At 59.0% G+C, this 22,780-nt stretch carries 29 protein-coding genes and 1 pseudogene; 7 read left to right on the top strand and 23 right to left on the bottom strand.

Annotated features, from left to right (window positions below; translation table 11 throughout):
• Window positions 1–14: 14 nt before the first annotated feature.
• From NW805_RS10070 to NW805_RS10050, 5 genes are all read left to right on the top strand, one after another.
• Window positions 15–1,940: a R3H domain-containing nucleic acid-binding protein gene (locus NW805_RS10070; RefSeq protein ID WP_414422399.1), complete on the top strand. Its 1,926-nt coding sequence runs from the start codon at window positions 15–17 to the stop codon at window positions 1,938–1,940.
• 237 nt (window positions 1,941–2,177) lie between these two features.
• On the top strand, window positions 2,178–2,747 hold the full coding sequence (locus NW805_RS10065; protein WP_414422398.1) for a Uma2 family endonuclease: 570 nt from the start codon (window positions 2,178–2,180) through the stop codon (window positions 2,745–2,747).
• A 229-nt stretch (window positions 2,748–2,976) separates the two neighbouring features.
• Window positions 2,977–3,435: a ubiquinol-cytochrome c reductase iron-sulfur subunit gene (locus NW805_RS10060; RefSeq protein ID WP_414422397.1), complete on the top strand. Its 459-nt coding sequence runs from the start codon at window positions 2,977–2,979 to the stop codon at window positions 3,433–3,435.
• A gap of 93 nt (window positions 3,436–3,528) precedes the next feature.
• Window positions 3,529–4,677, top strand: coding sequence for a glycosyltransferase (locus tag NW805_RS10055; protein ID WP_414384084.1), 1,149 nt, complete (start codon window positions 3,529–3,531; stop codon window positions 4,675–4,677).
• Window positions 4,678–4,785: 108 nt separating this feature from the next.
• Complete coding sequence (locus NW805_RS10050) at window positions 4,786–5,643, top strand: PRC-barrel domain-containing protein (protein ID WP_238376801.1); 858 nt, start codon at window positions 4,786–4,788, stop codon at window positions 5,641–5,643.
• Window positions 5,644–5,800: 157 nt separating this feature from the next.
• Here NW805_RS10050 and NW805_RS10045 read toward each other — a convergent pair whose 3' ends face one another.
• The 23 genes and pseudogenes from NW805_RS10045 to rplC form a co-directional block, all read right to left on the bottom strand.
• Complete coding sequence (locus NW805_RS10045; protein ID WP_414422396.1) at window positions 5,801–6,781, bottom strand: alpha/beta fold hydrolase; 981 nt, start codon at window positions 6,779–6,781, stop codon at window positions 5,801–5,803.
• Window positions 6,782–6,804: 23 nt separating this feature from the next.
• The gene (gene infA / locus NW805_RS10040; protein ID WP_011434173.1) at window positions 6,805–7,029 is read right to left on the bottom strand and encodes a translation initiation factor IF-1; all 225 of its coding nucleotides are present in this window, start codon (window positions 7,027–7,029) and stop codon (window positions 6,805–6,807) included.
• A 130-nt stretch (window positions 7,030–7,159) separates the two neighbouring features.
• Complete coding sequence (map, locus tag NW805_RS10035; protein WP_414422407.1) at window positions 7,160–7,933, bottom strand: type I methionyl aminopeptidase; 774 nt, start codon at window positions 7,931–7,933, stop codon at window positions 7,160–7,162.
• 38 nt (window positions 7,934–7,971) lie between these two features.
• Window positions 7,972–8,553 (bottom strand): adenylate kinase, encoded by a 582-nt coding sequence (locus NW805_RS10030; RefSeq protein ID WP_414422395.1) that lies wholly within the window; start codon window positions 8,551–8,553, stop codon window positions 7,972–7,974.
• Window positions 8,553–9,851 (bottom strand): preprotein translocase subunit SecY, encoded by a 1,299-nt coding sequence (gene secY / locus NW805_RS10025; RefSeq protein WP_011434170.1) that lies wholly within the window; start codon window positions 9,849–9,851, stop codon window positions 8,553–8,555. Before secY ends, NW805_RS10030 begins: the two co-directional genes overlap by 1 nt.
• 152 nt (window positions 9,852–10,003) lie before the next feature.
• Window positions 10,004–10,456 (bottom strand): 50S ribosomal protein L15, encoded by a 453-nt coding sequence (rplO, locus tag NW805_RS10020; protein ID WP_414422394.1) that lies wholly within the window; start codon window positions 10,454–10,456, stop codon window positions 10,004–10,006.
• Window positions 10,457–10,494: 38 nt separating this feature from the next.
• On the bottom strand, window positions 10,495–11,031 hold the full coding sequence (rpsE, locus tag NW805_RS10015) for a 30S ribosomal protein S5 (RefSeq protein WP_011434168.1): 537 nt from the start codon (window positions 11,029–11,031) through the stop codon (window positions 10,495–10,497).
• Window positions 11,032–11,049: 18 nt separating this feature from the next.
• On the bottom strand, window positions 11,050–11,418 hold the full coding sequence (rplR, locus tag NW805_RS10010) for a 50S ribosomal protein L18 (protein ID WP_414380878.1): 369 nt from the start codon (window positions 11,416–11,418) through the stop codon (window positions 11,050–11,052).
• Window positions 11,419–11,449: 31 nt separating this feature from the next.
• The gene (gene rplF / locus NW805_RS10005; protein WP_011434166.1) at window positions 11,450–11,995 is read right to left on the bottom strand and encodes a 50S ribosomal protein L6; all 546 of its coding nucleotides are present in this window, start codon (window positions 11,993–11,995) and stop codon (window positions 11,450–11,452) included.
• Between the two features lie 33 nt (window positions 11,996–12,028).
• On the bottom strand, window positions 12,029–12,439 hold the full coding sequence (gene rpsH / locus NW805_RS10000) for a 30S ribosomal protein S8 (protein ID WP_011434165.1): 411 nt from the start codon (window positions 12,437–12,439) through the stop codon (window positions 12,029–12,031).
• Between the two features lie 46 nt (window positions 12,440–12,485).
• Window positions 12,486–13,028: a 50S ribosomal protein L5 gene (rplE, locus tag NW805_RS09995; protein ID WP_414355946.1), complete on the bottom strand. Its 543-nt coding sequence runs from the start codon at window positions 13,026–13,028 to the stop codon at window positions 12,486–12,488.
• A gap of 66 nt (window positions 13,029–13,094) precedes the next feature.
• Window positions 13,095–13,493: a 50S ribosomal protein L24 gene (gene rplX, locus NW805_RS09990; protein ID WP_011434163.1), complete on the bottom strand. Its 399-nt coding sequence runs from the start codon at window positions 13,491–13,493 to the stop codon at window positions 13,095–13,097.
• Window positions 13,493–13,861: a 50S ribosomal protein L14 gene (gene rplN / locus NW805_RS09985; protein WP_011434162.1), complete on the bottom strand. Its 369-nt coding sequence runs from the start codon at window positions 13,859–13,861 to the stop codon at window positions 13,493–13,495. The genes rplX and rplN overlap by 1 nt, the downstream gene beginning before the upstream one ends.
• Window positions 13,858–14,109: a 30S ribosomal protein S17 gene (gene rpsQ, locus NW805_RS09980; RefSeq protein WP_011434161.1), complete on the bottom strand. Its 252-nt coding sequence runs from the start codon at window positions 14,107–14,109 to the stop codon at window positions 13,858–13,860. Before rpsQ ends, rplN begins: the two co-directional genes overlap by 4 nt.
• The gene (gene rpmC / locus NW805_RS09975) at window positions 14,109–14,330 is read right to left on the bottom strand and encodes a 50S ribosomal protein L29 (RefSeq protein WP_011434160.1); all 222 of its coding nucleotides are present in this window, start codon (window positions 14,328–14,330) and stop codon (window positions 14,109–14,111) included. The genes rpsQ and rpmC overlap by 1 nt, the downstream gene beginning before the upstream one ends.
• Before the next feature lie 13 nt (window positions 14,331–14,343).
• Window positions 14,344–14,811, bottom strand: a complete 468-nt coding sequence (gene rplP / locus NW805_RS09970) for a 50S ribosomal protein L16 (protein ID WP_414422393.1) — start codon at window positions 14,809–14,811, stop codon at window positions 14,344–14,346.
• 55 nt (window positions 14,812–14,866) lie between these two features.
• Entirely contained in the window at window positions 14,867–15,637 is a 771-nt protein-coding gene (gene rpsC / locus NW805_RS09965) for a 30S ribosomal protein S3 (RefSeq protein WP_011434158.1), read from the bottom strand.
• Window positions 15,638–15,679: 42 nt separating this feature from the next.
• A complete protein-coding gene (rplV, locus tag NW805_RS09960) occupies window positions 15,680–16,054 on the bottom strand; it encodes a 50S ribosomal protein L22 (RefSeq protein ID WP_011434157.1) in 375 nt (124 codons plus the stop codon).
• Window positions 16,055–16,099: 45 nt separating this feature from the next.
• On the bottom strand, window positions 16,100–16,381 hold the full coding sequence (gene rpsS / locus NW805_RS09955; protein ID WP_414331934.1) for a 30S ribosomal protein S19: 282 nt from the start codon (window positions 16,379–16,381) through the stop codon (window positions 16,100–16,102).
• Between the two features lie 66 nt (window positions 16,382–16,447).
• Window positions 16,448–17,332 (bottom strand): 50S ribosomal protein L2, encoded by an 885-nt coding sequence (gene rplB / locus NW805_RS09950; RefSeq protein WP_414344282.1) that lies wholly within the window; start codon window positions 17,330–17,332, stop codon window positions 16,448–16,450.
• A gap of 49 nt (window positions 17,333–17,381) precedes the next feature.
• On the bottom strand, window positions 17,382–17,681 hold the full coding sequence (locus NW805_RS09945; protein WP_414330452.1) for a 50S ribosomal protein L23: 300 nt from the start codon (window positions 17,679–17,681) through the stop codon (window positions 17,382–17,384).
• Window positions 17,682–17,997: 316 nt separating this feature from the next.
• Window positions 17,998–18,624, bottom strand: a pseudogene (gene rplD / locus NW805_RS09940) (50S ribosomal protein L4); the annotation flags it as partial.
• A gap of 50 nt (window positions 18,625–18,674) precedes the next feature.
• Window positions 18,675–19,319 (bottom strand): 50S ribosomal protein L3, encoded by a 645-nt coding sequence (rplC, locus tag NW805_RS09935; protein ID WP_414422392.1) that lies wholly within the window; start codon window positions 19,317–19,319, stop codon window positions 18,675–18,677.
• Window positions 19,320–19,786: 467 nt separating this feature from the next.
• Between rplC and NW805_RS09930 the strand changes: the two genes are divergently transcribed.
• Entirely contained in the window at window positions 19,787–21,817 is a 2,031-nt protein-coding gene (locus NW805_RS09930) for a hypothetical protein (protein WP_414422391.1), read from the top strand.
• A 360-nt stretch (window positions 21,818–22,177) separates the two neighbouring features.
• A partial coding sequence (locus NW805_RS09925; RefSeq protein WP_414422390.1) for a hypothetical protein occupies window positions 22,178–22,780 on the top strand: 603 nt, incomplete at its 3' end.

Genomic DNA, 22,780 nt, shown 5'->3' with positions numbered 1-22,780 from the left:
GACGTTGCTCAGCCATGAGTTTCCCCGTACAGCCCTCAACCCCAAGTCCGTCGATGGATCCGGAAAGTGCTCCGCACCGCTTACGTGAACGTACCGGCTTTCCCGGCCAGGTTCAATACAGCGACGACCTGAGCAAGCTTTTGGATATCCTGCCTGCTCCAATTCGCGAGCGCCTAGAACAGCATCCTCACCTGGATCGATTGGTGGAGGTGGTGCTGGATTTGGGCCGCCGTCCCGAAGCCCGCTTCCCCGGCTTTGCCGATTACCTTTCAGAAGACGTGATCACCCGGGCCGACTTGGATCAGGTGATCAGCCGGGTTGGAGAGTTCAGCAGTGACAACCGCGCAGGCATTGCCTCTACCCTGCACCGGATCAGTGCCATTCGCAACCGCCAAGGCACGATCATTGGCCTCACCTGCCGGGTGGGTCGCTGCGTTATCGGCGTGATCAGCATGATCCGCGACTTGGTGGAACAGGGGCGCTCCATGCTGTTGCTAGGCCGACCAGGGGTGGGCAAAACCACGGCCCTGCGGGAAATTGCCCGTGTGCTGGCCGATGAGCTGGGCAAACGAGTGGTTATTATCGACACTTCCAACGAGATTGCCGGCGATGGCGATGTGCCCCATCCGGGTATTGGTCGGGCCAGACGGATGCAGGTGGCCAGCCCAGAGCTGCAGCACAAGGTGATGATCGAGGCAGTGGAAAACCACATGCCCGAAGTGGTAGTTATCGACGAGATCGGCACTGAACTGGAAGCTTTGGCCTCTCGTACCATTGCCGAGCGGGGGGTACAACTGGTGGCCACCGCCCATGGCAACCGCATCGACAACCTGATCAAAAATCCCACCCTCTCCGACTTGGTGGGCGGGATCCAATCGGTCACCCTGGGAGATGAAGAGGCGCGGCGACGGGGCTCTCAGAAGAGTGTGTTGGAGCGCAAAGCCCCCCCCACGTTTGAGATTGCCATAGAGATGCTGGAGCGATCCCGCTGGGTCATCCACGAAGATGTGGCCGCCACTGTGGATCGCCTCTTGCGCAACCGCGAGCCGCTGACCCAAACCCGCAGTTTAGACGAACACGGCCAGGTGGTGATAGTGCGGAGCACCGCTGGCGCAAACGGGCGCCCGGCTCTATCTGGCCCCCAATGGCCCCCTGCCGGCAGCACAATCTCCGCAGCACGGGAGCGGGGAGGATGGCAACGCTCTGGACGGATGGAAGCTCTGCCTTCAGAGCCGCTTGAAAGTCGCTCGCAGCAGCAAGGAGAATCGGGTTTGCTCCTGGAGAGGCGAGAGGACTCCGTCCCGCTAACGCCAGCGGGATCCCGTCCTGCCGCTCAGGTGGTGGCCGAATCCAGAGTAGAATCCGGCTCTGACGAAGAAGAAGATTTGGACTGGGAGGGATCCGCCCTAGCCCCGACAGGACGGCAGCAGAATCCGGATGGGCCGCTGATGATCTACCCCTACGGAGTGAGCCGCTTCTACCTGGAGCAGGTGATCCAAACCCTGAAACTGTCGGCGGATGTCACCAAAGATCTAGACGAGGCAGACATTGTCTTGGCCTTGCGATCCCAAGTGCGTAGCCGTTCCAAGATCCAGCAGATGGCCCACTCCCGCCAGATCCCGATTCACACCGTCAAGGCCAATACTCTGATTGCCCTGGCTCGCGCCCTGCGCCATATTCTCAACATTGAAAGCGAAGAGGGATCCGATTCCGACCTGGAGCTGTTCATTCGCGCCAGCTCAGGCGATGAAACCGAAGCTCTGGAAGAAGCCCGCCTGGCGGTGGAGCAAATTGTCATTCCCAAGTCTCAGCCGGTGGAACTTTTGCCCCGTTCGCCTCTGATCCGCAAGCTCCAACACCAGTTGGTGGAACATTACCACCTGCGGGCCCAAAGCTTTGGCGAAGAGCCCAACCGCCGCTTGCGCATCTATCCCAACTAGCCCCACACGATAGCGCAGCCAATAGTCCAGCTCTAGAGAACCTCTATCCATTGAGCCGTCGTGGCCAGAGAGGGAGGACTCCGTCCCGCTTCTGTGAACGGGATCCTGGGTTAAGATTTGGCTACGCCAAGTGTGGTTTCCGCCGTTGCGACAGCGTTGCAGTTGTCGGCGCAGTGCCGTAGGTATAGCAGCAGGGTGCCCTAGGCATAGCATCATCCATCGCTACAGGGACAGCTAATGACTGCCACAGAGGTACGCTGGACTACTCGAGACATCGAGGCTCTGCCAGAGAATGAATGGATCCGCTACGAGATCATCGACGGAGAACTGCTGGTGACTCGCTCTCCTCATCACAAACATCAGCACATTATCGGGTGTTTGTTCTCCGCACTGCATCGGTGGTCGCTAGAAACAGGATTGGGAGAACCCTCAATCATGCCAGGGATCCTCTTTTCCGAATTTGATAATGTATCTCCCGATGTTGTTTGGGTTAGTTATGAGCGGCTGTCCCAGATTCAAGATGAAGCAGGACATTTTCGGGGTGCCCCTGAGCTGGTGGTTGAAGTCCTATCACCTGGAAAAGTTCATGAGGATCGAGACCGCTTGGCAAAACGGAAACTCTACTCTGTGCATGGGGTGCAAGAGTACTGGATCGTCGATCGGTTGGCTCAGAGAGTAGAGGTGTATCGCAGACAACAGGCCCAGTTGGTCTTGGTAGAAACGCTGTTGGCTCAGGATGCGTTGTCTTCTCCCCTGTTGCCCGGCTTTGTCTGCACGGTTGCTGAGCTGTTTACCTCCCGACCCTAGGCTCCAGGCGTACAACAGCCGGAAGGGATCCCATCCCATCGGCCAAATCAATGAAGCAACCAAGATGCCTGCTGCTGCGTACTCTAGCCGGAAAAAGTGCGGCTTGGCCCTGGCCGAAACTGTTCCGGTGTAACAAAATGTTAAGGGCAGCATTTGTACGGGGATCCCTTCTGAAGGGGCCGGTCTTTTGCTGGCTCATGACCTACATTTCGCACACCTCCAAGGACACATGGCCATGTACAACAATCGTCGTGGTTTTCTTCGCTGGCTGGCTCTCGGTTTTGGCTCGTTGGTGGGTTGGTTACCTGGGTTTACCCGGCGCCGTTTTGCCCTGGCCCAGGGAACTGCTTCTGGCTCTAAGGCTTCTGAGCCGGAGTTTGTGAAAGTTGCCACCCTGGCCGATCTCAAAGATGGCCCCTTCAAGGTGGAAAACGCCTTTGGGAAAAACACCGCCACCCTCTGGCTGGTCGGGGATCCGCAAAAAGAAGATTCTCTGCTGGCTTTGGATGCCGCCTGTCCCCATGCGGGGTGTGATGTGAACTGGCGGGGGGAGAACTTTGTCTGCCCCTGTCATGGCTCGGCTTTTGCTGCCGATGGCAGCCGTACCCGTGGCCCGGCCAAGGCAGACCTGGCCATCTACAAGGTCAAGGTGGAGAAGGGAGAAATTTTTGTAGCCAAAGCCTCATAAAGTTCTGGGCAGGCTGTGGGCTTTGAGGCCAGGCAAAAGGAGTCGGGTATCCGGATTGAGAAGACAATGGGCTGAGCTACCGAGGCTCTCCCTATGGCTCGTCCCTACCGCTATCTGTTCCTCTCCACCCCTGTTGGACCTCTGGGATCCGGGGCCGGTGGTGGTGTGGAGCTCAATCTTGCCAACCTGACGCGTGTCTTACTCCAGATGGGATCCCAAGTGCGGGTGTTGGCCCCTGTGGGATCCCGAATGGCGGAGTTGCCGGAGGAGGTGATCGAGCCGGTGGCGGGCCTTCCCCCGGCCTATGCGCAAACCCAGCGCCGCGATCAGCCGGTTCTGATCCACACCCCCTCTCTGCTGGCCAACCTGTGGCAGCGGGCTGCCCACCTGCAAGATCAGTTCGATCTAATCGTGAACTGGAGCTACGATTGGCTCTCGTTTTATTTGACGGATTTTTTCCGCACCCCGGTGGCCCACATTGTTAGCATGGGATCCCTCAGCGATGCCGTCGATCAGGCTCTAGAGCACATTGCCCATCGCTACCCTGGTCGGCTGGCGGTGCATTCGCGGGCGCAAGCCCAGACCTTTGCCTTTGCCCGAGCCGAGATGGCGGCAGGTCGGGATCCCTTTGTCTATCTGCCCTGCGGGGTGGATCTGCGCCTCTACGACTTTGTGCCCCAGGGGAATGGATCCCTGTGTTGGATTGGGCGCATTGCCTCCGAAAAGGGCCTGGAAGACTGTGCTGCCCTAGCCGAGAAGACGGGAAGGCCGGTGGTGATCCTAGGCCACCTGCAAGAGCCAGGCTACTGGCAGCAGATCCAAGAGCAGTACCCGCATGCCCAATTGGATTACCGAGGGTTTTTGCCCACCCCGCAAATGCAGCGGATCTTGGGGCAATGCTCAGCCTTGATCATGACCCCCAAGTGGGTGGAGGCCTTTGGCTTGGTGGCGGTGGAAGCTTTGGCCTGTGGCGTGCCGGTGATTACCTACCGCCGGGGTGGGCCCGCGGAAATTGTCAGCGATGGAGAAACCGGCTGGATCGTCGAGCCGGACAACGTGGCAGCTTTGGCAGAGGCTGTAGAGCGCCTAGATCACATCGACAGGAGCCGCTGTCGGCAACGGGCAGAAGAGCACTATTCCCTGGGCGCGATGGCAGAGCAGTTTCTGGCCTGGAGCAGGCAGATTGGCCGGGATCCCACCTGGGCAGCCCGCGAGGGAGGAGACAGGCAGTGGTACTATTAACTTACTTAATTCTGGCGAACTGTGTCAGACACGCAGCCCAACAACGGGAACGTTTTGACTTACGACGGGGAAACCATCATGACGACTGGGAAAGGATCTGTTGCGCTGGTGCGATCAGAGGTTCGTCGGCGGTCACAGGTTCTGGGAACGCAGGTGATCAGCCAGGGCAACGCAGCCCGGCTTGGGGTAGTCAGCGAAGTTTGGGCGGATCTGGAAGCCAAGCAGGTTCTGGTGCTGGGGGTGCTGGAAAAAGCCCTTGCCGGATCCCCCCGTTTGATGGAGCTGCGGCAAGTAACAGCGTTGGGTCAGGATGCAGTTCTTGTCCCCAGCGAAGAAGTTTTCGATAACTTGGATTTGGAGGGCCTGAGTCGCGTGGTTGGCAGCGAGGTGGTAACCGAAGAAGGGATCCGCCTCGGCAAAGTTAAGGATTTTGAGTTCAACTCCGTCTCCGGCATCATCACGGGCTTGGTGCTCTCCAACCTTGGCCTCACCTTTTTACCCGGCTTCATCCTCAGCACCTATCTGCTCTCCACCGATGAGATTGTCTCTGTGGGCGGGGATCGCCTTATTGTTGCCGATGGCGCCGAGACCCGCCTAACCCAACTGGCCAAGGGGATTTTGGAAACCCTGGGAATCGGCAAGCCCCCTTGGGAAGCCGGAGTTAGCCCTGCTCCTGCCCTGCCCAGTGCTGTCGAGAGTTCCGCCGTCGAGGAAGATTACGAAGAAGAATACGACGAGGAATACGAAGCCGAAGAAGAAGACGTTTACGCAGAAGAAGAGCCTGAACCTGAGCCGCAGCCTGTGCGTCCACGCCCGCCTGAGCCCGCACCCGCCCCCGAACAACCGGCTTGGGAACAGGAGTATGCCAAAGAAGAGGCCCCTCCTTCTGAGCCTGCCCCTCCTCCTTCCAGCTCCACTCCTGTGGATGGTGATCCCTGGGAAGATAAGGCCGGGGAGCCCACTTGAGTTGCCGGGCTTGTATCAACTCCCCTTTCCCCTCAGGGAAGTGGCTGGGGGTGGTCGCGTCAGCCGAGAGTACGGTCGTTCCCCCTGATGTCAGGGCTGCTTCTTGCGTCAATCCCCAGCTGTTTTCTTCCAAGGGGTGAAGGGATCCCCCATCTGTCTATCCCGGCAGGGCAGGATCGGCTTCGGCCAAGAAGCGCAAAGCCACCGACAAAAAGGTCTGCGGCGCTTCAATGTGCGGAAAAGCAGCCCCCGGCAATCGGTAAATCGGCACCTCCGGGCGCAAGGTGCGATATCGCTCTGCCTGTTCTGGGCCGGTGAGGCGGTTCTGTTCTCCCCAGACCAGAACCATGGGCTTGGTCACCACGCGAAAGTCGTCTTCGATGGGCAAGTTGAGCTTGCCGGTGAGAAAAGAACGGGGGGCAAATTGAGCCCCCGCTTGGTGAGCTGCCTGGTAATAGTAGTCCACCACCGCCTCATCCAGGGCGTAGCTGGGGGAGAACAAGCTCTGCTCTGTAAACAAGCGTACACTCCAGGGGGCGGTGATGCCGTTGTAGAAGGCCAACCCCAGAACGGGCAGGCTGAGGAATCCATAGGCAATCTGGGCCAAAGGGATCCCGAGGGCATCGGGGATGAGGCTGTTGTCTCCCAGAGGGGCGATGAGCAACAGCTTCTGCCAATGGTGGGGTTGTAGACGGGCCGAGCGCAGCGCAAACCCTGCCGAGAGAGAGTTTGCAATGACGTGACAGGGTCGCCCGATCACCTCCTGGACAAAATCCCCGATCATCTCGGCGTAGAGACTGCCGGTGTACTCCAAATCTGGACGTTCTGAGTTGCCCCACCCCAACAAATCCAGAGCATAGACTTGATAGTGCTGCCCCAGCTCCGCCATAATGGCACGAAACTCATAGCTGGAGGAGCCTGCCCCAATGCCGTGCACCAGCAACAACGGCTGGCCGGATCCCATGACCTTGTAAAACAGGCGATGGCCGCGCCAGAAGTGATGCCTTTCCTCTCCCGGCAGCAGGCTCTGCAGAGGCTGAGTTTGGGAAGAGATCCAAGCGTTGAAAACGGCTAGAGCACCCAACCCGCCGACAGTAGTCCAGAGCCCGATCTTGAGAACTTGGCTCAGCTCTTTCATCCTCAGCAGCCCAGCTAGGGAACCTACTTTTTCTTAAGGCGGTAGGTGATGCGCCCTTTGTTGAGGTCATAGGGGCTCAGCTCCACCTTAACCCGGTCGCCGGGCAAGATCTTGATGTAGTTGCGGCGAATTTTGCCGGAGATATGAGCGAGCACGTTGAAGCCGTTGTCCAGATCCACTCGGAACATGGCGTTGGGCAGGGATTCCGTAACGACCCCCTCCATTTCAATGGCATCTTCCTTAGACAATGAACCCTCCCAAAAACGACACGACAAATAGGACGACACTCCACAGCCGCGACGACACGCGCTGTTAAGAAATGAAAATATGCTCCACCTCTTCTATCCTAACTGTTGCAGTCCTTCATCAGGGGATCCCTTAGGACTGAAAAGGCGTGCGATCGGTCAAAATTTCTGCTCCAGACTCGGTGACCAAGACCGTGTGCTCAAACTGAGCTGACCAAGAGCCATCTACTGTGACCACCGTCCATTGGTCTGGCAACACTCGGGTTGCCTCTCCCCCCGCATTCACCATCGGCTCAATGGCCACTGTCATGCCGGAGCGCAGCTTGGGATTGGGCAGATCGCGGGTGCGATAGTTGGGAAACTGCGGCTCCTCGTGCAGGTTGCGCCCCACCCCGTGACCAACATACTGCTTCACCACAGAATAGCCCCGCCCCTCGATGTAATCTTCAATGGCACCCGAGACATCCTGAAGCCAAACGCCGTGGCACACACAGTCGATGCCCGTCTGCAGGGCTTTGGCCGCAGTATCGATCAGATCCCGAGCTGCGTCGCTCAGGGGTTCCAGGCCGATGGTGATACAGGAATCCGCATGCCAGCCCTCGACGATGGCACCAAAATCCACTTTGACCACATCTCCCGGCTGCACCACTTTACGGGGACTGGGGATCCCGTGCACCACCTCATGGTTGACACTGACACAAACGCAGGCGGGAAAGCCGTAGTAGCCCTTGAAACTGGGCAAAGCATTGAGTTGGGCCACCCGTCTCTCAGCATAGGTATCGATATCTGCCGTAGTCCAGCCCGGCTCTAGGCGCTCCGCGATCTCCTGCAATACTTGGGCCACCACCCGACCGGCCCGCCGCATTTTCTCCACTTCGCGGCGAGATTTGATCTCAATAAGCTGCATGCCCCGCCGCTGGGAGGGATTTCCAGCTCCTGCTCTGATCACGTCGTCCTCCTGAAGCCTTCCAAAAGAGCCTGCAGATGTTCCTGTACGGATTCCATCGGCTGGTTGCCGTTGACCCGCTGCAAGCGCCCCTTGGCCTCATAAAAATCAATTAGGGGAGCCGTCTGCTGCCGATAGACCCCCAGACGCTTGAGAATCACCGACCGATCCGCATCATCGCTGCGCCCCTGTTCCTTGCCCCGGGCCAGCAGCCGGGCCACCACCACCTCATCCGGCACCTCCAAGTTGAGGACGTAGTCATAATCTTGGCCCAGCTCTTGCAGCAGCTCTTCCAAGGCCTCTGCCTGGGCTAAGGTGCGAGGAAATCCATCTAGGATCCAGCCCTGCTCTGGAGATTGCTGCAACTGCCCCTTCACCATTCCGATCAGCACCTCGTCGGGCACCAGCTCTCCCGCATCCATGTAAACCTTGGCCTGGCACCCCAGGGGCGTTTGGGCTTTCACCTCGGCCCGCAACAGATCGCCTGTGGAAATTTTGGGCGTGTGGTAAATGGCCGCCAGCCGCTCCGCCTGTGTACCTTTGCCCGCCCCCGGCGGCCCCAGAAAGATCAACCTCGGCACTACTGTTTGACCATCCCTTCGTAGCGTTGTGAGATGACATAAGTCTGGATCTGCTTGGAGGTCTCGATCGCCACCCCCACCAAAATCAGCAGCGAGGTCGCCCCCAAACCTTGGAAAGTGGTGATGCCGGTTGCCCGTTCCACCGTCGTCGGGATGATGGCCACCGCGCACAGGAACAAAGCCCCCAGCAGCGTCAGCCGGTTGAGGATCCCTTCGACATACTCGGCAGTGGCCTTGCCCGGGCGTACCCCTGGAATGCTGGCCCCCATCTTCTTCAAGTTTTGAGCCAGATCCACCGGGTTGATGAGCAAAGAGGCGTAGAAGTAGCTGAAGAAGAGGATCAGCACGAAATAAAAAGGAATGTAGAACCAGGAGGTGGGGGATAGGAAGTTGGCCACTTGCACCAAAGTCAGGTTTTGGGTGTACTGGGCCAGGGCCAGAGGCAGGGACATCACCGAGTAGGCAAAGATGATCGGCATCACCCCCCCTTGGTTTAGCCTCAGAGGCAGATAGCTTTTCTGCTCGCGGAACAGCTTGTTGCCCACCTGGCGCTTGGCGTAGACGATAGGGATCTTGCGGCTGCCTTCTTGGACAAAGACAATGCCGACAATGGTGACCAAAAAGATTGCCAGCAACAGCAAGATGCCACCGATGGTGCTGCTATCGGCACGGGCCAGGCTAATAGTCTGTCCGAGGGCACGGGGCAGAGTGGCAACAATGTTGACGAAGATCAAGAGCGAAGGGCCACTTCCCACCCCTTTCTCCGTGATCATCTCTCCCAGCCACATCACAAACAGGGATCCCGCCGCCAGAGCCAGGGTGGTGGAGGCCATGAAGGCCAACTCATTGGTGGTACTGGCAAACTCCCGCACCCAAAAGGAAATGCCAATGCCCTGGATGATGGCCCAAACCAAGGTGACATAGCGGGTGTACTGAGAAATCTGCCGCCGCCCCTGTTCTCCCTCGTTTTTCTGCAGGTTCTCCAAGGCTGGAATGGCCGAGACCAGCAACTGCATGATAATTGAGGCATTGATGAAGGGCAGGATCCCAAGGGCGAAAATTCCCAAAGCAGAAATCCCCCCGCCGGAGAAGACATCCAGCAAGCCAAACACAGGGCTGTTGGCAGCTTCGGCAGCAAAGCGGGCCCGATCGATACTGGGAATGGGGATGTAAATGCCCAGTCTGACCAACAGCAGCAAGCCCAAGGTGAGAAACAGACGGCTGCGCAGGCCAGAGGCCATAGCCATCTGCATAAAGGTCTCTTGGGCAGAGGGGGCGGAACCTCGTGTGTCAACCATAGGGAAGAGAATCTCGCGGGAGCAAAGGGCAAGGTTAGCTATCTACCACTCTACGCTGCTGGTGGAGCAGTCGGCAAAATCAAAGCAAAATCAAAAAAGTGCAACTCAGCGCCACCCGGCAGAAGCCGGCCAGAGCAACGGGAAGAAGGGGTTTAGGATCCCAAAATCTCCACCCGACCTCCGGCTGCCTCGACCTTGACTTTGGCTGAAGCAGTAATGGCCGCCGCCCTGATCGTCAGGGGCACGCTGACTTCCCCATCTCCCAAGATCTTCAGCGGGCCATCGTTGGTGGTGACGATCCCTCGTTCCATCAGGCTTTCCAGGCTGACCTCGCTGCCGGCAGGCAGATCCGCCAAGGCGCGCAGGTTAACCAGGGTGTATTCCAGACGCCGCCTGTAGCGAGGGAAATGCTTAAGCTTGGGCAAACGCCGGTAGAGGGGAGTTTGCCCCCCTTCAAAGCCGGGTCGTGTACTGCCCCCCTTGCGGGCCTTTTGCCCCCGCATCCCCTTGCCACAGGAGGCTCCCTGTCCAGCAGAGACGCCACGACCTAGGCGCCGCCGCCGCCCCGTCGAACCTGCTTGAGGCCGAATGTCTTTCAGTCGCATGTCTACCTCTAGCTCACTTGCTCAATATCACCTGTCCATCACTTGCCCAATAGGCGGCGCACATCGATGTCTCGGTCTTGGGCCACCTGCTTAAAGGTACGCATCCGCCGCAGCGCATCGATGGTAGCACGGGCATTGTTAAGGGGGTTGCTGGATCCCAGTTGCTTGGCCAAGCTGTTGCGTACACCCGCCAGCTCCAGAACGGTGCGGACTGCCCCCCCTGCGATGACGCCTGTGCCGGGAGCTGCTGGCATGACCAAGACAGTGGCACCGCCGCCTGCCCCCTGCATGGGATGGGGTACGGACAAACCTTTGGTGAGGGGCACCTCAATCAGGTGTTTTTTACCGTCCACAACTCCCTTGCGCACTGCTCCGATCACATCGTTGGCTTTGCCCACGCCAACCCCGACTTGGCCCCGCTCGTTGCCGACCACCACCACAGCGCGGAAGCTCAACTTCTTGCCGCCCTTGACCACCTTGGTGACGCGGCGAATCTGGATGACCCGCTCTTGCCACTCCGTGGGTTGCTCTTCGCGGTTTTTTTTGCTTCTGCGACGTTCCCTCTGCTCAGCCATGTGCTATGTCCTCAGTAGCTAGAACTGTAATCCTGCTTCTCGGGCAGCTTCTGCCAAAGCCTGAACGCGCCCGTGATAGAGCTTGCCCCCCCGATCGAAAACCACGCGGGAAATGCCCATCTGTAAGGCTCGTTCAGCAACTGAGCGGCCCACCAAGGCAGCCGCTTCTTGAGTGGCTGTCCCGGTTTCTTTGAATTTTTCGCGCAGCTCCCTGTCCAAGGTAGAGGCGGAGGTTAAGGTATGCTGGGCTACATCGTCGATCACCTGGGCGTAGATGTGTCGATGGGAGCGAAACACGGCCAGGCGAGGCCGCTCGGCAGTGCCAAAGACCTTGCGGCGAATGCGTCGATGACGACGTTGGGTGGTGATTTTGCGGCTGGTTTTCATAGGACTCCGTCCCGCTTTCGCAATGGGCTATTTACTTCTTCGCTTTCCCGGATTTACCCGCCTTGCGGCGAACTTGTTCCCCTAGATAACGGATCCCTTTCCCCTTGTAGGGCTCCGGAGGCCGGACCGCTCGGATGCGGGCGGCAGTATTGCCCACCAGTTCTTTATCTGTGCCTGAGACAACAATGATGTTGTTTCCCTCAACGGCAATTTGGATGCCGGGGGGAAAGGGGATCTCCACAGGGTGACTGTAGCCGACGTTCAAAACCAACTTGCTGCCTTGGATGGCAGCCCGGTAGCCCACGCCCACCAATTCCAGCCGCCGCTCAAATCCCTTGGACACTCCGTCTACCATGTTGGCGACCAAGGTGCGGCAGAGGCCGTGCAGTTGGCGGGCAGGACGAGAATCGTTGAGACGGCTGACCGTGAGCATCTGAGCGTTTTGCTGGACTGTGATCAAGGGCGGCAAACTGCGGGACAGTTGACCTTTCGGGCCTTTCACTGCAATGTGTTGGCCGTCGATCTGGATCTCCACCTTGGCAGGAAGGGCGATGGGGCGTCTACCGATACGGGACATGGGAAAAACTCCTGACCAGAGAAAACTTAAGGTCTAGTAGACAAGACAGAGGACTTCACCACCAATGCCCTGCTTACGAGCCTCCCGGTCGGTCATGATGCCGTTGGAGGTGGAGATGATGGCGATCCCAATTCCTCCCAGCACTCGGGGCAGCTCTTTGTGGTTGCGGTAAACCCGCAGGCCGGGTCGGCTCACCCGCTTTAAGCCATTGATGATGGGCCTGCAGTTGCGGCCTTTGCCCTTGTACTTCAATCGCAACACCACTCGGGCTTGGATCCCTTCTCCCTCCTCCTTCCATTCGCTGACGAACCCTTCCTCATGAAGAACGCGAGCGATGCTGCGGGTCATGCGGGTGGCCGGAACTGCCACCGACTCGTGCCGAGCCATGGTGGCATTGCGAATGCGGGTGAGCATATCGGCGATCGTGTCGTTGGTGTGGGCCATCAGTGCTCCTCGGAAGATCAATCAAGGAAACTCAGGGTGGGCAAAGCTAAGAGGCAAAGGGCATGCCAAAGGCTTTGAGCAGGGCACGGCCCTCTTCATCGGTTTTAGCAGTGGTCACAATGGAGATATCCATACCTCGCAACTGATCCACAGAGTCATAGTTGATTTCGGGAAAAATCAGTTGTTCACGGATGCCGAGGGTGTAGTTGCCTCGTCCATCAAAGGCCTTGGGGCTGACACCGCGGAAGTCACGGATACGGGGCAGAGCAATGTTGATCAGGCGATCCAAAAACGCATACATGCGCTCCCGCCGTAGGGTTACCATCAGGCCAACCGGCATGCCCTTGCGAATCTTGAAGCTGGCAATTGCCTTTTTGGCGCGGGTGATCACCGGACGCTGACCGGTGATGGCGCTGATCTCGGCAATGGAGGATTCCAGAGCCTTGGCATTTTGGGAAGCTTCCCCCAAGCCGCGGTTGATGACGATCTTCTCCAGGCGGGGCACCTGATGGATGTTGGTGTAGCCCAACTCCTTTTGCAGCTTGGGGACGATGACGGTGTTGTAGAGGATTTGCAGACGTTGGGGCATGGTGGCTTCTCCTTGCGGCTCTGGGCTGGGTCAGAGCCAAACCAATGATGGAAAGGGATCAAAAGCTTAGTCGAGAATCTCACCCGTTTTCTTAAGGACGCGAACCTTGCGACCATCGGCGGTGATTTGATAGCCGATACGGCTGGCCACCTCCTGCTTCTTGGAATAGGCCATCACTTTGCAGACGGGAATGGGAGCTTCCTTGGTCTCAATTCGGCCACTTTCCCCTTCTCGCTGGGGTTTACGGTGGTAGGTAACAATGTTAACCCCTTCCACCAAAACCATGTTGCGTTCGGGAAAAACGCGCAGCACCTCGCCGATTTTGCCTTTGTCATCGCCGGAGATCACCTGCACGGTATCCCCTTGCTTGATACGCATTTTGTAGCGCAGGCTGTTGCGGTGCTTGCGAATGCCCGGTCGCCGAACTAAGCGCCGAATTTGGCTGGGTTTGAGGGGGCGAACCATCAGAGTACCTCCGGGGCCAGGGAGATGATCTTGGTGAAGTTTTTCTCCCGCAGCTCACGGGCTACAGGGCCGAAAACACGAGTTCCACGGGGATTGCCGTCGTTGTTGATGATCACGGCGGCGTTGTCGTCGAAGCGGATGCACATGCCGTCGGGGCGACGTACCGTATCGACGGTGCGGATGACAACAGCCTTGACAACATCGGATTTTTTGACGGGCATGTTGGGCAAGGCATCTTTGACGACGCCGATGATCACGTCGCCCAAGCTGGCGTAGCGACGGCCACTGCTGCCCAGCACGCGAATGCACATCATCTTGCGAGCACCGGTGTTGTCGGCCACCGTCAGCATAGTTTGCTGCTGAATCATAGTTTCTTCACCTCCCTCAGGATTTCGGCAACTTGCCAACGCTTGGTGCGGCTAAGGGGACGGGTTTCCGTGATGCGCACCAGATCCCCTTCTTGACAGCGGTTTTCCTCGTCGTGGGCCTTAAACTTCTTGGTCTTGACGACGATCTTGCCGTACTTCGGGTGAGCAACTCGATTTTCCACAGCAACAACCACCGTTTTTTGCATCTTGTTGCTGACAACAATGCCAATCTTCTCCCGAACAGCCATTACTCCTCCTTGGTTGGGCGTTTGCCCCGCTTACGCTCTCCCTCCACAGTTAGTAGTTGCGCCAGCTTGTGTTTGCGCAGCCGGATGAGATGGGGCTGGTTCAACTGCCGCGTGGCCTGCTGCAAGCGCAGCTCAAACAGCTCTTTCTTGACGGCGTAGATTTCGTTGCTCAGCTCTTCGTCCGATAAAGCACGGGCATCAGCAATTTTGGGCATGGGCATGGCTGAACTCTCCTCATACACTGCTGGTGGCCACCTCTGAAGCCGTTGCCTGGGCGGGCTCTGGCTTTTCAAAGTCGGCTTTGGTTACAAACTTGACCTTAATGGGCAGCTTCTGGGCGGCAAGGCGCATGGCCTCGCGGGCGATGGGCTCTGCCACTCCCCCCATTTCGAAGAGGATACGGCCCGGCTTGACGACACAAACCCAGTACTCAGGGTTGCCTTTGCCGGATCCCATGCGGGTTTCAGCAGCTCGCTGAGTAACGGGCTTGTCGGGAAAGATGCGGATCCAGATTTGGCCACCCCGCCGAACATAGCGGGTCATGGCTCGACGGCTGGCCTCGATCTGTCGAGCTGTAATCCAGGCGGGTGCTAGGGCCACAAGGCCGTATTCCCCAAAGTTGATGCGGTTGCCACGGGTCGCTTTGCCTTTCATGCGCCCGCGCTGCTGCTTGCGGTATTTGGTGCGTTTGGGGCTTAACATGGCCGTTCCTTAAGTCAACTGCGATAGGGATCCCTGGACGTTCCGGTGTTGGCCCTCAGGCCTCCTGAGCCGAGCGATCTTCAAAGGTGGGCCGCCGCCGCTGCTGCCGACGTTTGGGCTGTTGCAGGGGAAACTTCTGTTCGTGGCGTTCCTGCCCGGGCAGAACTTCCCCTTTGAAGACCCAGACCTTGACCCCGATGATGCCGAAAGTGGTGTGGGCGAGGTGCTCGGCGTAGTCGATGTCGGCCCGCAAAGTATGCAAAGGGATCCGCCCCTCCCGCGTCCATTCGGTGCGGGCAATCTCGGCCCCGTTCAGACGCCCGGCAATTTGGATTTTGATCCCTTGTACACCTGCCCGCTGGGCCCGTTGGATCACCTGGCGCACGATGCGGCGAAAGGCAATCCGCCGTTCCAACTGTTGGGCAATGTTTTCCGCCAACAAGGTCGCCTCGGCATCGGCACGGGTGACCTCTACTACATTGATGCGAATGGTTCGCTCGCCACCACCTCGTGAACCAGGGCTTTGTCCCGCTAGCGCGGACAGCTCTTTCTGTAGACCTTGGCGCAAAGTCTCTAGGCTGGATCCGCCCCGACCCACAACTACCCCAGGGCGAGCAGCCCGGATCTCCAGGTCAATTTGATCCGCTTTGCGCTCGATTTGGATATCGGCCAAACCAGCACTGCTCAGTTGCTTGGTCAGGTAGGTGCGAATCTGGTCGTCCTCCTGTAACAAGGCTGGGTAGCGGGCTGGATCGGCAAACCAGCGGCTGCGATGCTCCTTAATCACGCCGAGGCGGAAACCGGTGGGGTGGATCTTCTGTCCCATGGTGGTGTCGGTTGAAGGGTAAAGGGCTAGAAATACAGGAGGTTAAGAAGCCGTCGCCGCTTCAGCTTCCTCTATGGGCCGGACGGCGATGGTGATGTGACAGGTGCGCTTGCGAATGGGGTAGGCCCGCCCTTGGGCGCGGGGGCGAAACCGTTTCAGGACGGGCCCCTGATCAGCATAGGCCTGGCTGATCACCAGATCCCGGGGATCCAAGCCGTTGTTGTGCTCTGCGTTGGCCACCGCCGAGCGCAGCACCTTACGAACCGGCTCACAGGCAGCGTAGGGCATGAACTCCAAAAGAATCAGGGCATCGGCATAGGTGCGCCCACGGATCTGATCCAACACCCGCCGCACTTTAAAGGGGGACATGCGGATATAGCGGGCTACCGCTTTAACCTCAGGGGATGAATCGGCCATGGCCCTCTCCTTGCCTACTCGATACTTTCCTGTTCGTTATTCCTCTCAACGGCGAGCGGCTTTTTTGTCGCTCCCCGCGTGACCGCGGAAGGTACGGGTGGGAACGAATTCCCCCAGCTTGTGACCCACCATCTGATCGGTGATGTAGATGGGCACGTGTTGCTTGCCGTTGTGAACGGCGATGGTGTGGCCGATCATGACCGGCAAGATGGTGCTGGCCCGCGACCAGGTCTTGATCATGTGCTTCTCGTTGCGCTCGTTCATCTTCTCCACCTTGAGAAGCAGCTTGGCATCCACAAAGGGGCCTTTTTTTAGCGAACGTCCCATAAGAACCTCAACCGTTTGATAAGCAATTCACTGTCGAAAAAGCTTCGGGGAGCGAATGGCCAGCGGCTACTGAGCAGCCCTTCCGCCCTTGTCCCGGCGGCCTCCGCGACGGCGACCGCGCACGATGAATTTGTTGCTGGGCTTGTTGCGTTTGCGGGTCTTGTACCCCAGGGTGGGCTTGCCCCAAGGGGTGACAGGGGTACTGCGGCCTATGGGGGCTCGCCCTTCCCCGCCGCCATGGGGATGATCCACAGGGTTCATCACCGAGCCACGCACCTTAGGACGGCGCCCCAACCAACGACTGCGACCCGCCTTGCCCAGGCTGATGTTGTTGTGGTCAACATTGCCCAGTTGGCCGATGGTGGCGTAGCACTCGCCGCGGATCATGCGGACTTCGCCGGAGGGCAGCTTGAGGGAGACATATTTGCCTTCTCTGGCCACCACTTGAGCGCCAGCCCCGGCGGCGCGAACGATCTGCCCGCCGCGACCGGGGTACAGCTCCACGTTGTGAACCACCGTTCCCAAGGGGATCCGCTCCAGGGGCATGGCATTGCCGATCTCAAAGGGGGCCTCTGGCCCGGCCATGATGGTGGATCCCACCTGTAGGTTGCGGGGAGCGAGGATGTAGCGTTTCTCGCCGTCTTCGTATTCCACCAGGCAGATGTGGGCGCTACGGTTGGGATCGTACTCCACAGTTTTGACGGTCGCCGGGATCCCCCGCTTGTCGCGACGGAAGTCGATGATGCGGTAAAGCCGCTTGTGGCCACCACCGCGGTGCCGGCAGGTGATGACGCCACGGTTGTTGCGCCCTTTCTTGCGGTGAATAAATTGCAGCAGCGACTTTTCCGGTCTGGGCCGCTTGCCGTTCTCGTCACGGGACAGCTCCTCGAAGTCAGAGACCGTCATGTGACGGGTGCTGGGGGTGTAGGGTCGGAGAGTACGAATGCCCATGGCTCAGGTAGGGGTGGGGGACGGGACAACAACAGCTCAAAAGGGGCGTTCAGGTGTCCGGGAAGAGGGTGATGGAATCTCCCTCCGCCAAGGTCACGATGGCTCGCTTGGGACGGGTGCGGTAGCCCACAAAGCGGCCCACCCGCCGTTGCTTGCGCGGGAGCTTCAGGGTGTTGACGGAAGTAACTCGCACGCGGAACATTTCTTCGACGGCAGCTCGGATGAGCGGCTTGGTGGCGGTGGGCAGCACTTCAAAGACATATTTGCGCTGCTCCATCAAGGCGGTTGCCTTTTCGGTGATGACGGGGCGCAACAGGACGTCGGCCAGGATCCGCTTGCTCTCAGTCATCGCTTTCCTCCTCTGCTGGGGCTGCTTCGGCCTCTTCTACCGTTGACGGCTCTGCTCCTTGAGCCAGTTCTTCTGCTGGATCTTGGGGCTCTTCGGTTTGCTCTTCTGGCCCCTGCGGATCTGCTGGACGTCCTTGGAGGGCAGCTTGGTTTTCCTGGGCCTCAGGTTGGGCTGGGGTTTGCTCTGCTTCCTCGTGTTCGCTTTCTGGAACGGCCTGATCTTCCGGCCCATCTCCGGGCAGGGCCTGATCTTCGGCTATGTCGGCCTGAGGTGCATCCTCAGAGGGAGTCTCCAGAACTGCCGGCGCAGCGTCGGATCCCCAACGGGCCTTGAGCTGCTCTAGGGCAGAAACGGTGATCAGCACCCAATCGACGTTGAGCAGATCGAAAACGTTGATCTGATCCAGGCCGATCAGCTTAACGCGGGCGATGTTGCGCACGGCCCGCTCTACGACTTCCGAGCGTTCGGCAACGATGAGCAGAGCCGATTGATCTTCCATCACCCCCCAGCGCAGCAAAGCCTGGGCCACAGCACGGGTTTTGGGCGGGTTGAGCTGCTCCTGGAAATCCTCCACCACGATCAGGTCTTCCACCCGACTTTGCAGAGCGGTGCGCAGGGCCAGTTGCCGTTCTTTGCGGTTCATGGCCAGGTTGTATTCCCGCTTGCGGGGGCCGAAGATCACCCCCCCTTTGCGCCAAAGTGGGGAGCGGATGGAGCCGGCACGGGCCCGACCGGTGCCTTTCTGCTTCCAAGGCTTGCGACCGCCGCCGCGCACCTCAGCTCGGGTCTTGGTGTGGGCGTTGCCCTGACGAGCATTGGTCATCTGCCGGCGCAGTGCCAGATAGAGGATGTGGGCGGCTGTTTCGGGACGAGCAACTTTAAGGCTCAGCTCCGCGCTGCCCACCGTTTCCCCTTGCCAATTTTTCACCACACAACTTGCCATGGTTCCCTCGTCTTTGCGGATGCGGGTCAGCCTTTGCCAGGGATCCCTCCTTAGCGCTTGTTGCCCACCTGCTTGGCAGGGGTGATCTCCAGCAGCCCTCCTTCTACCCCGGGCACGCAACCCTTGATCACCAGCAGATCCCGCTCTGGATCCACCTGCACCAACTGCAATTTGCGGGTGGTGATTCGGCCACCTCCCAACCGCCCCGCCATGCGCATCCCCGGAAACACGCGGCCTGGGGTTGTACCGGCGCCAATGGAGCCCGGTCGGCGGTGGTTTTTGGAGCCGTGGGACATGGGGCCACGACCAAAGTGGTGGCGCTTTTGATAGCCGGCAAACCCTCGCCCGATGGAGGTACCTGCCACATCCACCAACTTGCCGGGGGAAAACATCTCGACGGTAATTTTCTGCCCCAACTGGTAGGCTTCTGGCTGGTCAACCCGGAACTCCCGCAGGTGGCGCAGCAGCTCTGTCACCCCCGCTTTGGTGAGGTGGCCCCGCTGCGCCCGCGTGAGATGCTTTTCAGTGGTGGGCAAGTAGCCCAACTGAATGGCGTTGTAGCCGTCTGTGGCCTGGGTTTTGATCTGGGTCACGGTGCAAGGCCCCGCCTGTACGACGGTAACCGGAATGGCCAGCCCCTCTGGTGAGAAGATCTGGGTCATGCCGACTTTTCTTCCAAGGATGCCAAGTGCCACAAGAACCTCCAATCGAGCCTGCACGACTCGCTTTCATCAATTCAGAGCCGACTCACTCCGACAATCAGCCGACCTTTCGCGAAGCGGGCTGTAGGCCAATGGCTCAGTCAGCCGGATGGATAGACATACAGCAACAGCGTGGCAGCAGAAAGCTCAGAACAAGGCTGAGTCTGCCAACTCAGGCGAAAAAGCGAGGCAGGGAGAATCAGGGATCCCTGTCCCCCGAGGCCAAGTTCAGCGCCGGCAACGCTGAGCCTTTTGCTTAGTTCACCCCCAAAGCTGCACGCCAAACTGCTTTTGTTGAGAGCTGCTCAGACTTGCCTGCAAAGAGGCAGTATCTGGGGTAGCAGCGCACCAGGTCGCCAAAGCGGATGGGCTTAGTTGGCAACGGAAAACGATCATAATGAAGCGAAGGCCCGTTTGTCCAGACTTTTGCCGAGAAAATGGGTTGGTTGGGGAGGCCAGCAATGGCGAGAGCAGCTCAGGCGGAAGAAAAGAGCCATTGGCGGGGGAAGCCATCTCCCTTCAAAAGTGTGATGGGCTGGGCAGGCAGTGGGCTGACCCAGGCTTGTGTGGATCACTATCGAAGTTTGTTGCAGGCGGGATCCGATCCGGGCCGGGTCTTGTTTTTGGTGCGGAGTCAACGGCAAGCGGATGAGGTGTTGCGGCGCTTGCAGCAGTCCAGTTCGGGCTTGGTGGGGCCGTGGCGGATCGAGACGTTCTTGCAGCGGGTTGGGCGCTCTCTGGCCGATCATTGGCCGCAGGTGTGTGCCCGCCTTCCTCAGTTGCCTCCTCAGTTTGAGCCGATCCCCTTGGCCAAAGATCTCACTCAATTTCTCTGCGAACGAGCCTGCGCTTTGTGCCCTCGGCATGGGGAAGCCTTTGCCGGCGTCGGGCTCAAGGAGTTCCAGATCTGGGATCAGATCAGCAGTGCTGCTTATATTGCGGGGGCTTCGGGTTTGCCGGCAGAGGTGGTGGGATCCCGGCTGGCCCGGGCTTGGCCCGAGGAGGCAGATCCGCGGCGGGCAGAGGCTTTGCAGGCAATGGGCTGCTGTGTGGGTCGGCTGTGGGAGGCAGCGCTTCGGTTGGGATCCTTGGATTTTGGTCTGCAAATTCGGCTGTTTGGCGAACACATCCTGCCGCTAGCGGAGTTTTGGCAAGAGTGGGATCATTTGATCGTAGATCAGGCGGAAGACAGTTGCGGGGTGGCGCTGGAGTTTTACCGGCAGGGGCAAGCCCATTTGCAAAGCCAATTTTTCAGCTACACCCTCGGCGGCGGGGTCTCTTTGACCGGGATCCCAGAGGCAGTAGCTGACTTCTTGATGGCAAAAACGCAGGTTCGGTTTCTGGAGGGGAGCCATCGCGCTTCAGCAGGCATGATCCGCTTAGGGGTGCAGATTGCGCGGGTGTTGGATCCCCAGTTTTCTCATCCGCTGCCCGAGCCGCAGGGGGGAGGACTGCCGCTGGTGCAAACGCTGGAGGAAGAGACCCAGTTTGCGGCAGTGGAGGTGATGGTTGCTCAAATTCGCCGGCTTTTGGGGGCCGGGATCCCGGCCCATCGCATTGCTGTTTTGCTGCCCCGTATGGATGTGGGGGTGAGCCTGAGCTTGCAGGAGCAGTTGTCGGAAGTGCCGGTTTTGTCGATTGCCCCCTTCCCGGCGTTGATCCGCTATCCCTTGGTGCGGGCGGTGCTGACGGCAGCAGAATTGGCCCATCCCGAGTGGGGTGCTTTTCCCACTTTGCCGGCTTGGCGGCTGATGTTGAGCTGGGTGCTGGGGCTGGATCCCATCCGGGCAGCTCTGTTGGCCGAAGATACCTGGGATCCGGTGGGGCGTTCTCTGCGTCCCCGAACGGCAGTACGGCAGCCAGAGCGAGTAGGGTTTGCCAACCTGGAGCGCTACCAGCAACTGTTCGATTGGCTGCGCGGCTATCATCCCGGCCCTTCATTGGCCGCTTTCTTCCAGCAGTTTTTTGCCGATCACTTAGCCCCGGCGATTGCTTCCCCTCAGGATCAAGAGCTGCTGCGCGTGTTGATGGAAGCGGCACGGCGGTTTCGCCAGGCCTTCCCCGCCGAAGGGGATCCCGCCTTTTTGGCCATGATCCGCTCGGGACAGACCCCCAGCAGCAGCCGCTTCGAGCCCGACTATTCCCGTTACTTGGTAGTTGCAACTCCGGGGGCCTACATCACTCGGGGTTTGGAGGCGGATTACCAATTTTGGTTTGATATCACCAACCCCAGCTGGTCCCGCTCCCTCTGGCATGTGCTCTACAACAGCCGTGTGCTGACGCCGGAATGGGACGGGGAGGTTTTCGATGCGGCGCGGGATTTACAGGCGCGTCAACAGATTTTGGCCCGCACGCTGCTGAACCTCTGTTGCCGCACTCAGAAGGGGCTGTGGCTGGTGCGCTCCAATTTTAATTATCGCGGCGAGGAGAACACCAGTATTCTGGACTACCTGATTTTGAAGGGGTTGAAGGCCATGGCAACCGCCGGCTAAGGGAGAGCCTATCCTGAAAGGGTGCTGGCAACTCAGGCCTCCAAGAAATCGGGGGATGCACTGCAGGAATGGTCAAAGGCAAGGGTTTTAGAAGAGCGGCGCAGCCGCCCCTCTTATTGTGGGGGTAGGAGTCGGCGGCAAAGTGTCTTAATCTTGTTTGAAACAACGATAAAGCAATACAGCAGAGCCTTTCCAAGAAATGGCTGGCCGGGATCCCTCTCAGGCAGGGGTAAGACTGATGACCTTGGGTGGCGCAGAGGGCCGGCGTCTCAAGCCGGCTGGAAACGGCTGTGGGCATTCCCTCTGTCTTCCAACACAGTCGAGTATCGAGTAGAGTGGGGGCGCCTGCTTTGATGTTTTATGAATCCAGCTACCCCTCCTGCTGCGCCCTCGTCCCGCCGCTTTCCCCTTCGTCCCGTAGCAATGGTGGCCCTCACTGCCGGCTTCTTGGCGGGGTTAGGAGCGGGGGGCTATGCCTTACTGCAGCGGCTACGGCTGCAGATGCACCGGGATCTGATCTTCTATCGGTACACCGTCTTTTCTGAGTTTGGCTATGGAGGCTCGCCAGCGTTCGATCCCGGCCAAAGTGATCGCTGGTTTCCTCTTACCTATCCGGTGTTGGCCCGCTGGGGGGGATCCGCCGACCCGAGCCGCCGCAGCTACGCCTTCTACACCTTGCAAAGCCATGGCCTGCCCTACAGCCGTTGGTGGTTGGAGGATCGGCTGCGGCAAAATTCGGCTCAGTTTTTCGCCCCAGCAGCTTTGTTCGGGGGCTATGACTACTCAAGCGGGCAGGAGATTGCGCCTCAATACGAGCTGTTTGGGCTGGATCGGCCAGAGTCGGTGCAGCGCCTCACCGAGCTGGCCTTGGCCGGGATCCAAGCCGATAGCCCCGAGTGGAGTTTTAATCTCAACTGGCTCAACAGCTTGCTGACCCAAGAAGAATTTCCCTTGCGAGATCAG

The organism is Synechococcus sp. W60.1, assembly GCF_047461575.1.
Taxonomy (GTDB): Bacteria; Cyanobacteriota; Cyanobacteriia; order Thermostichales; family Thermostichaceae; genus Thermostichus.
Note: the sequence above shows the minus strand (reverse complement) of the source record. Positions and strands in the feature narration are given on the sequence as shown.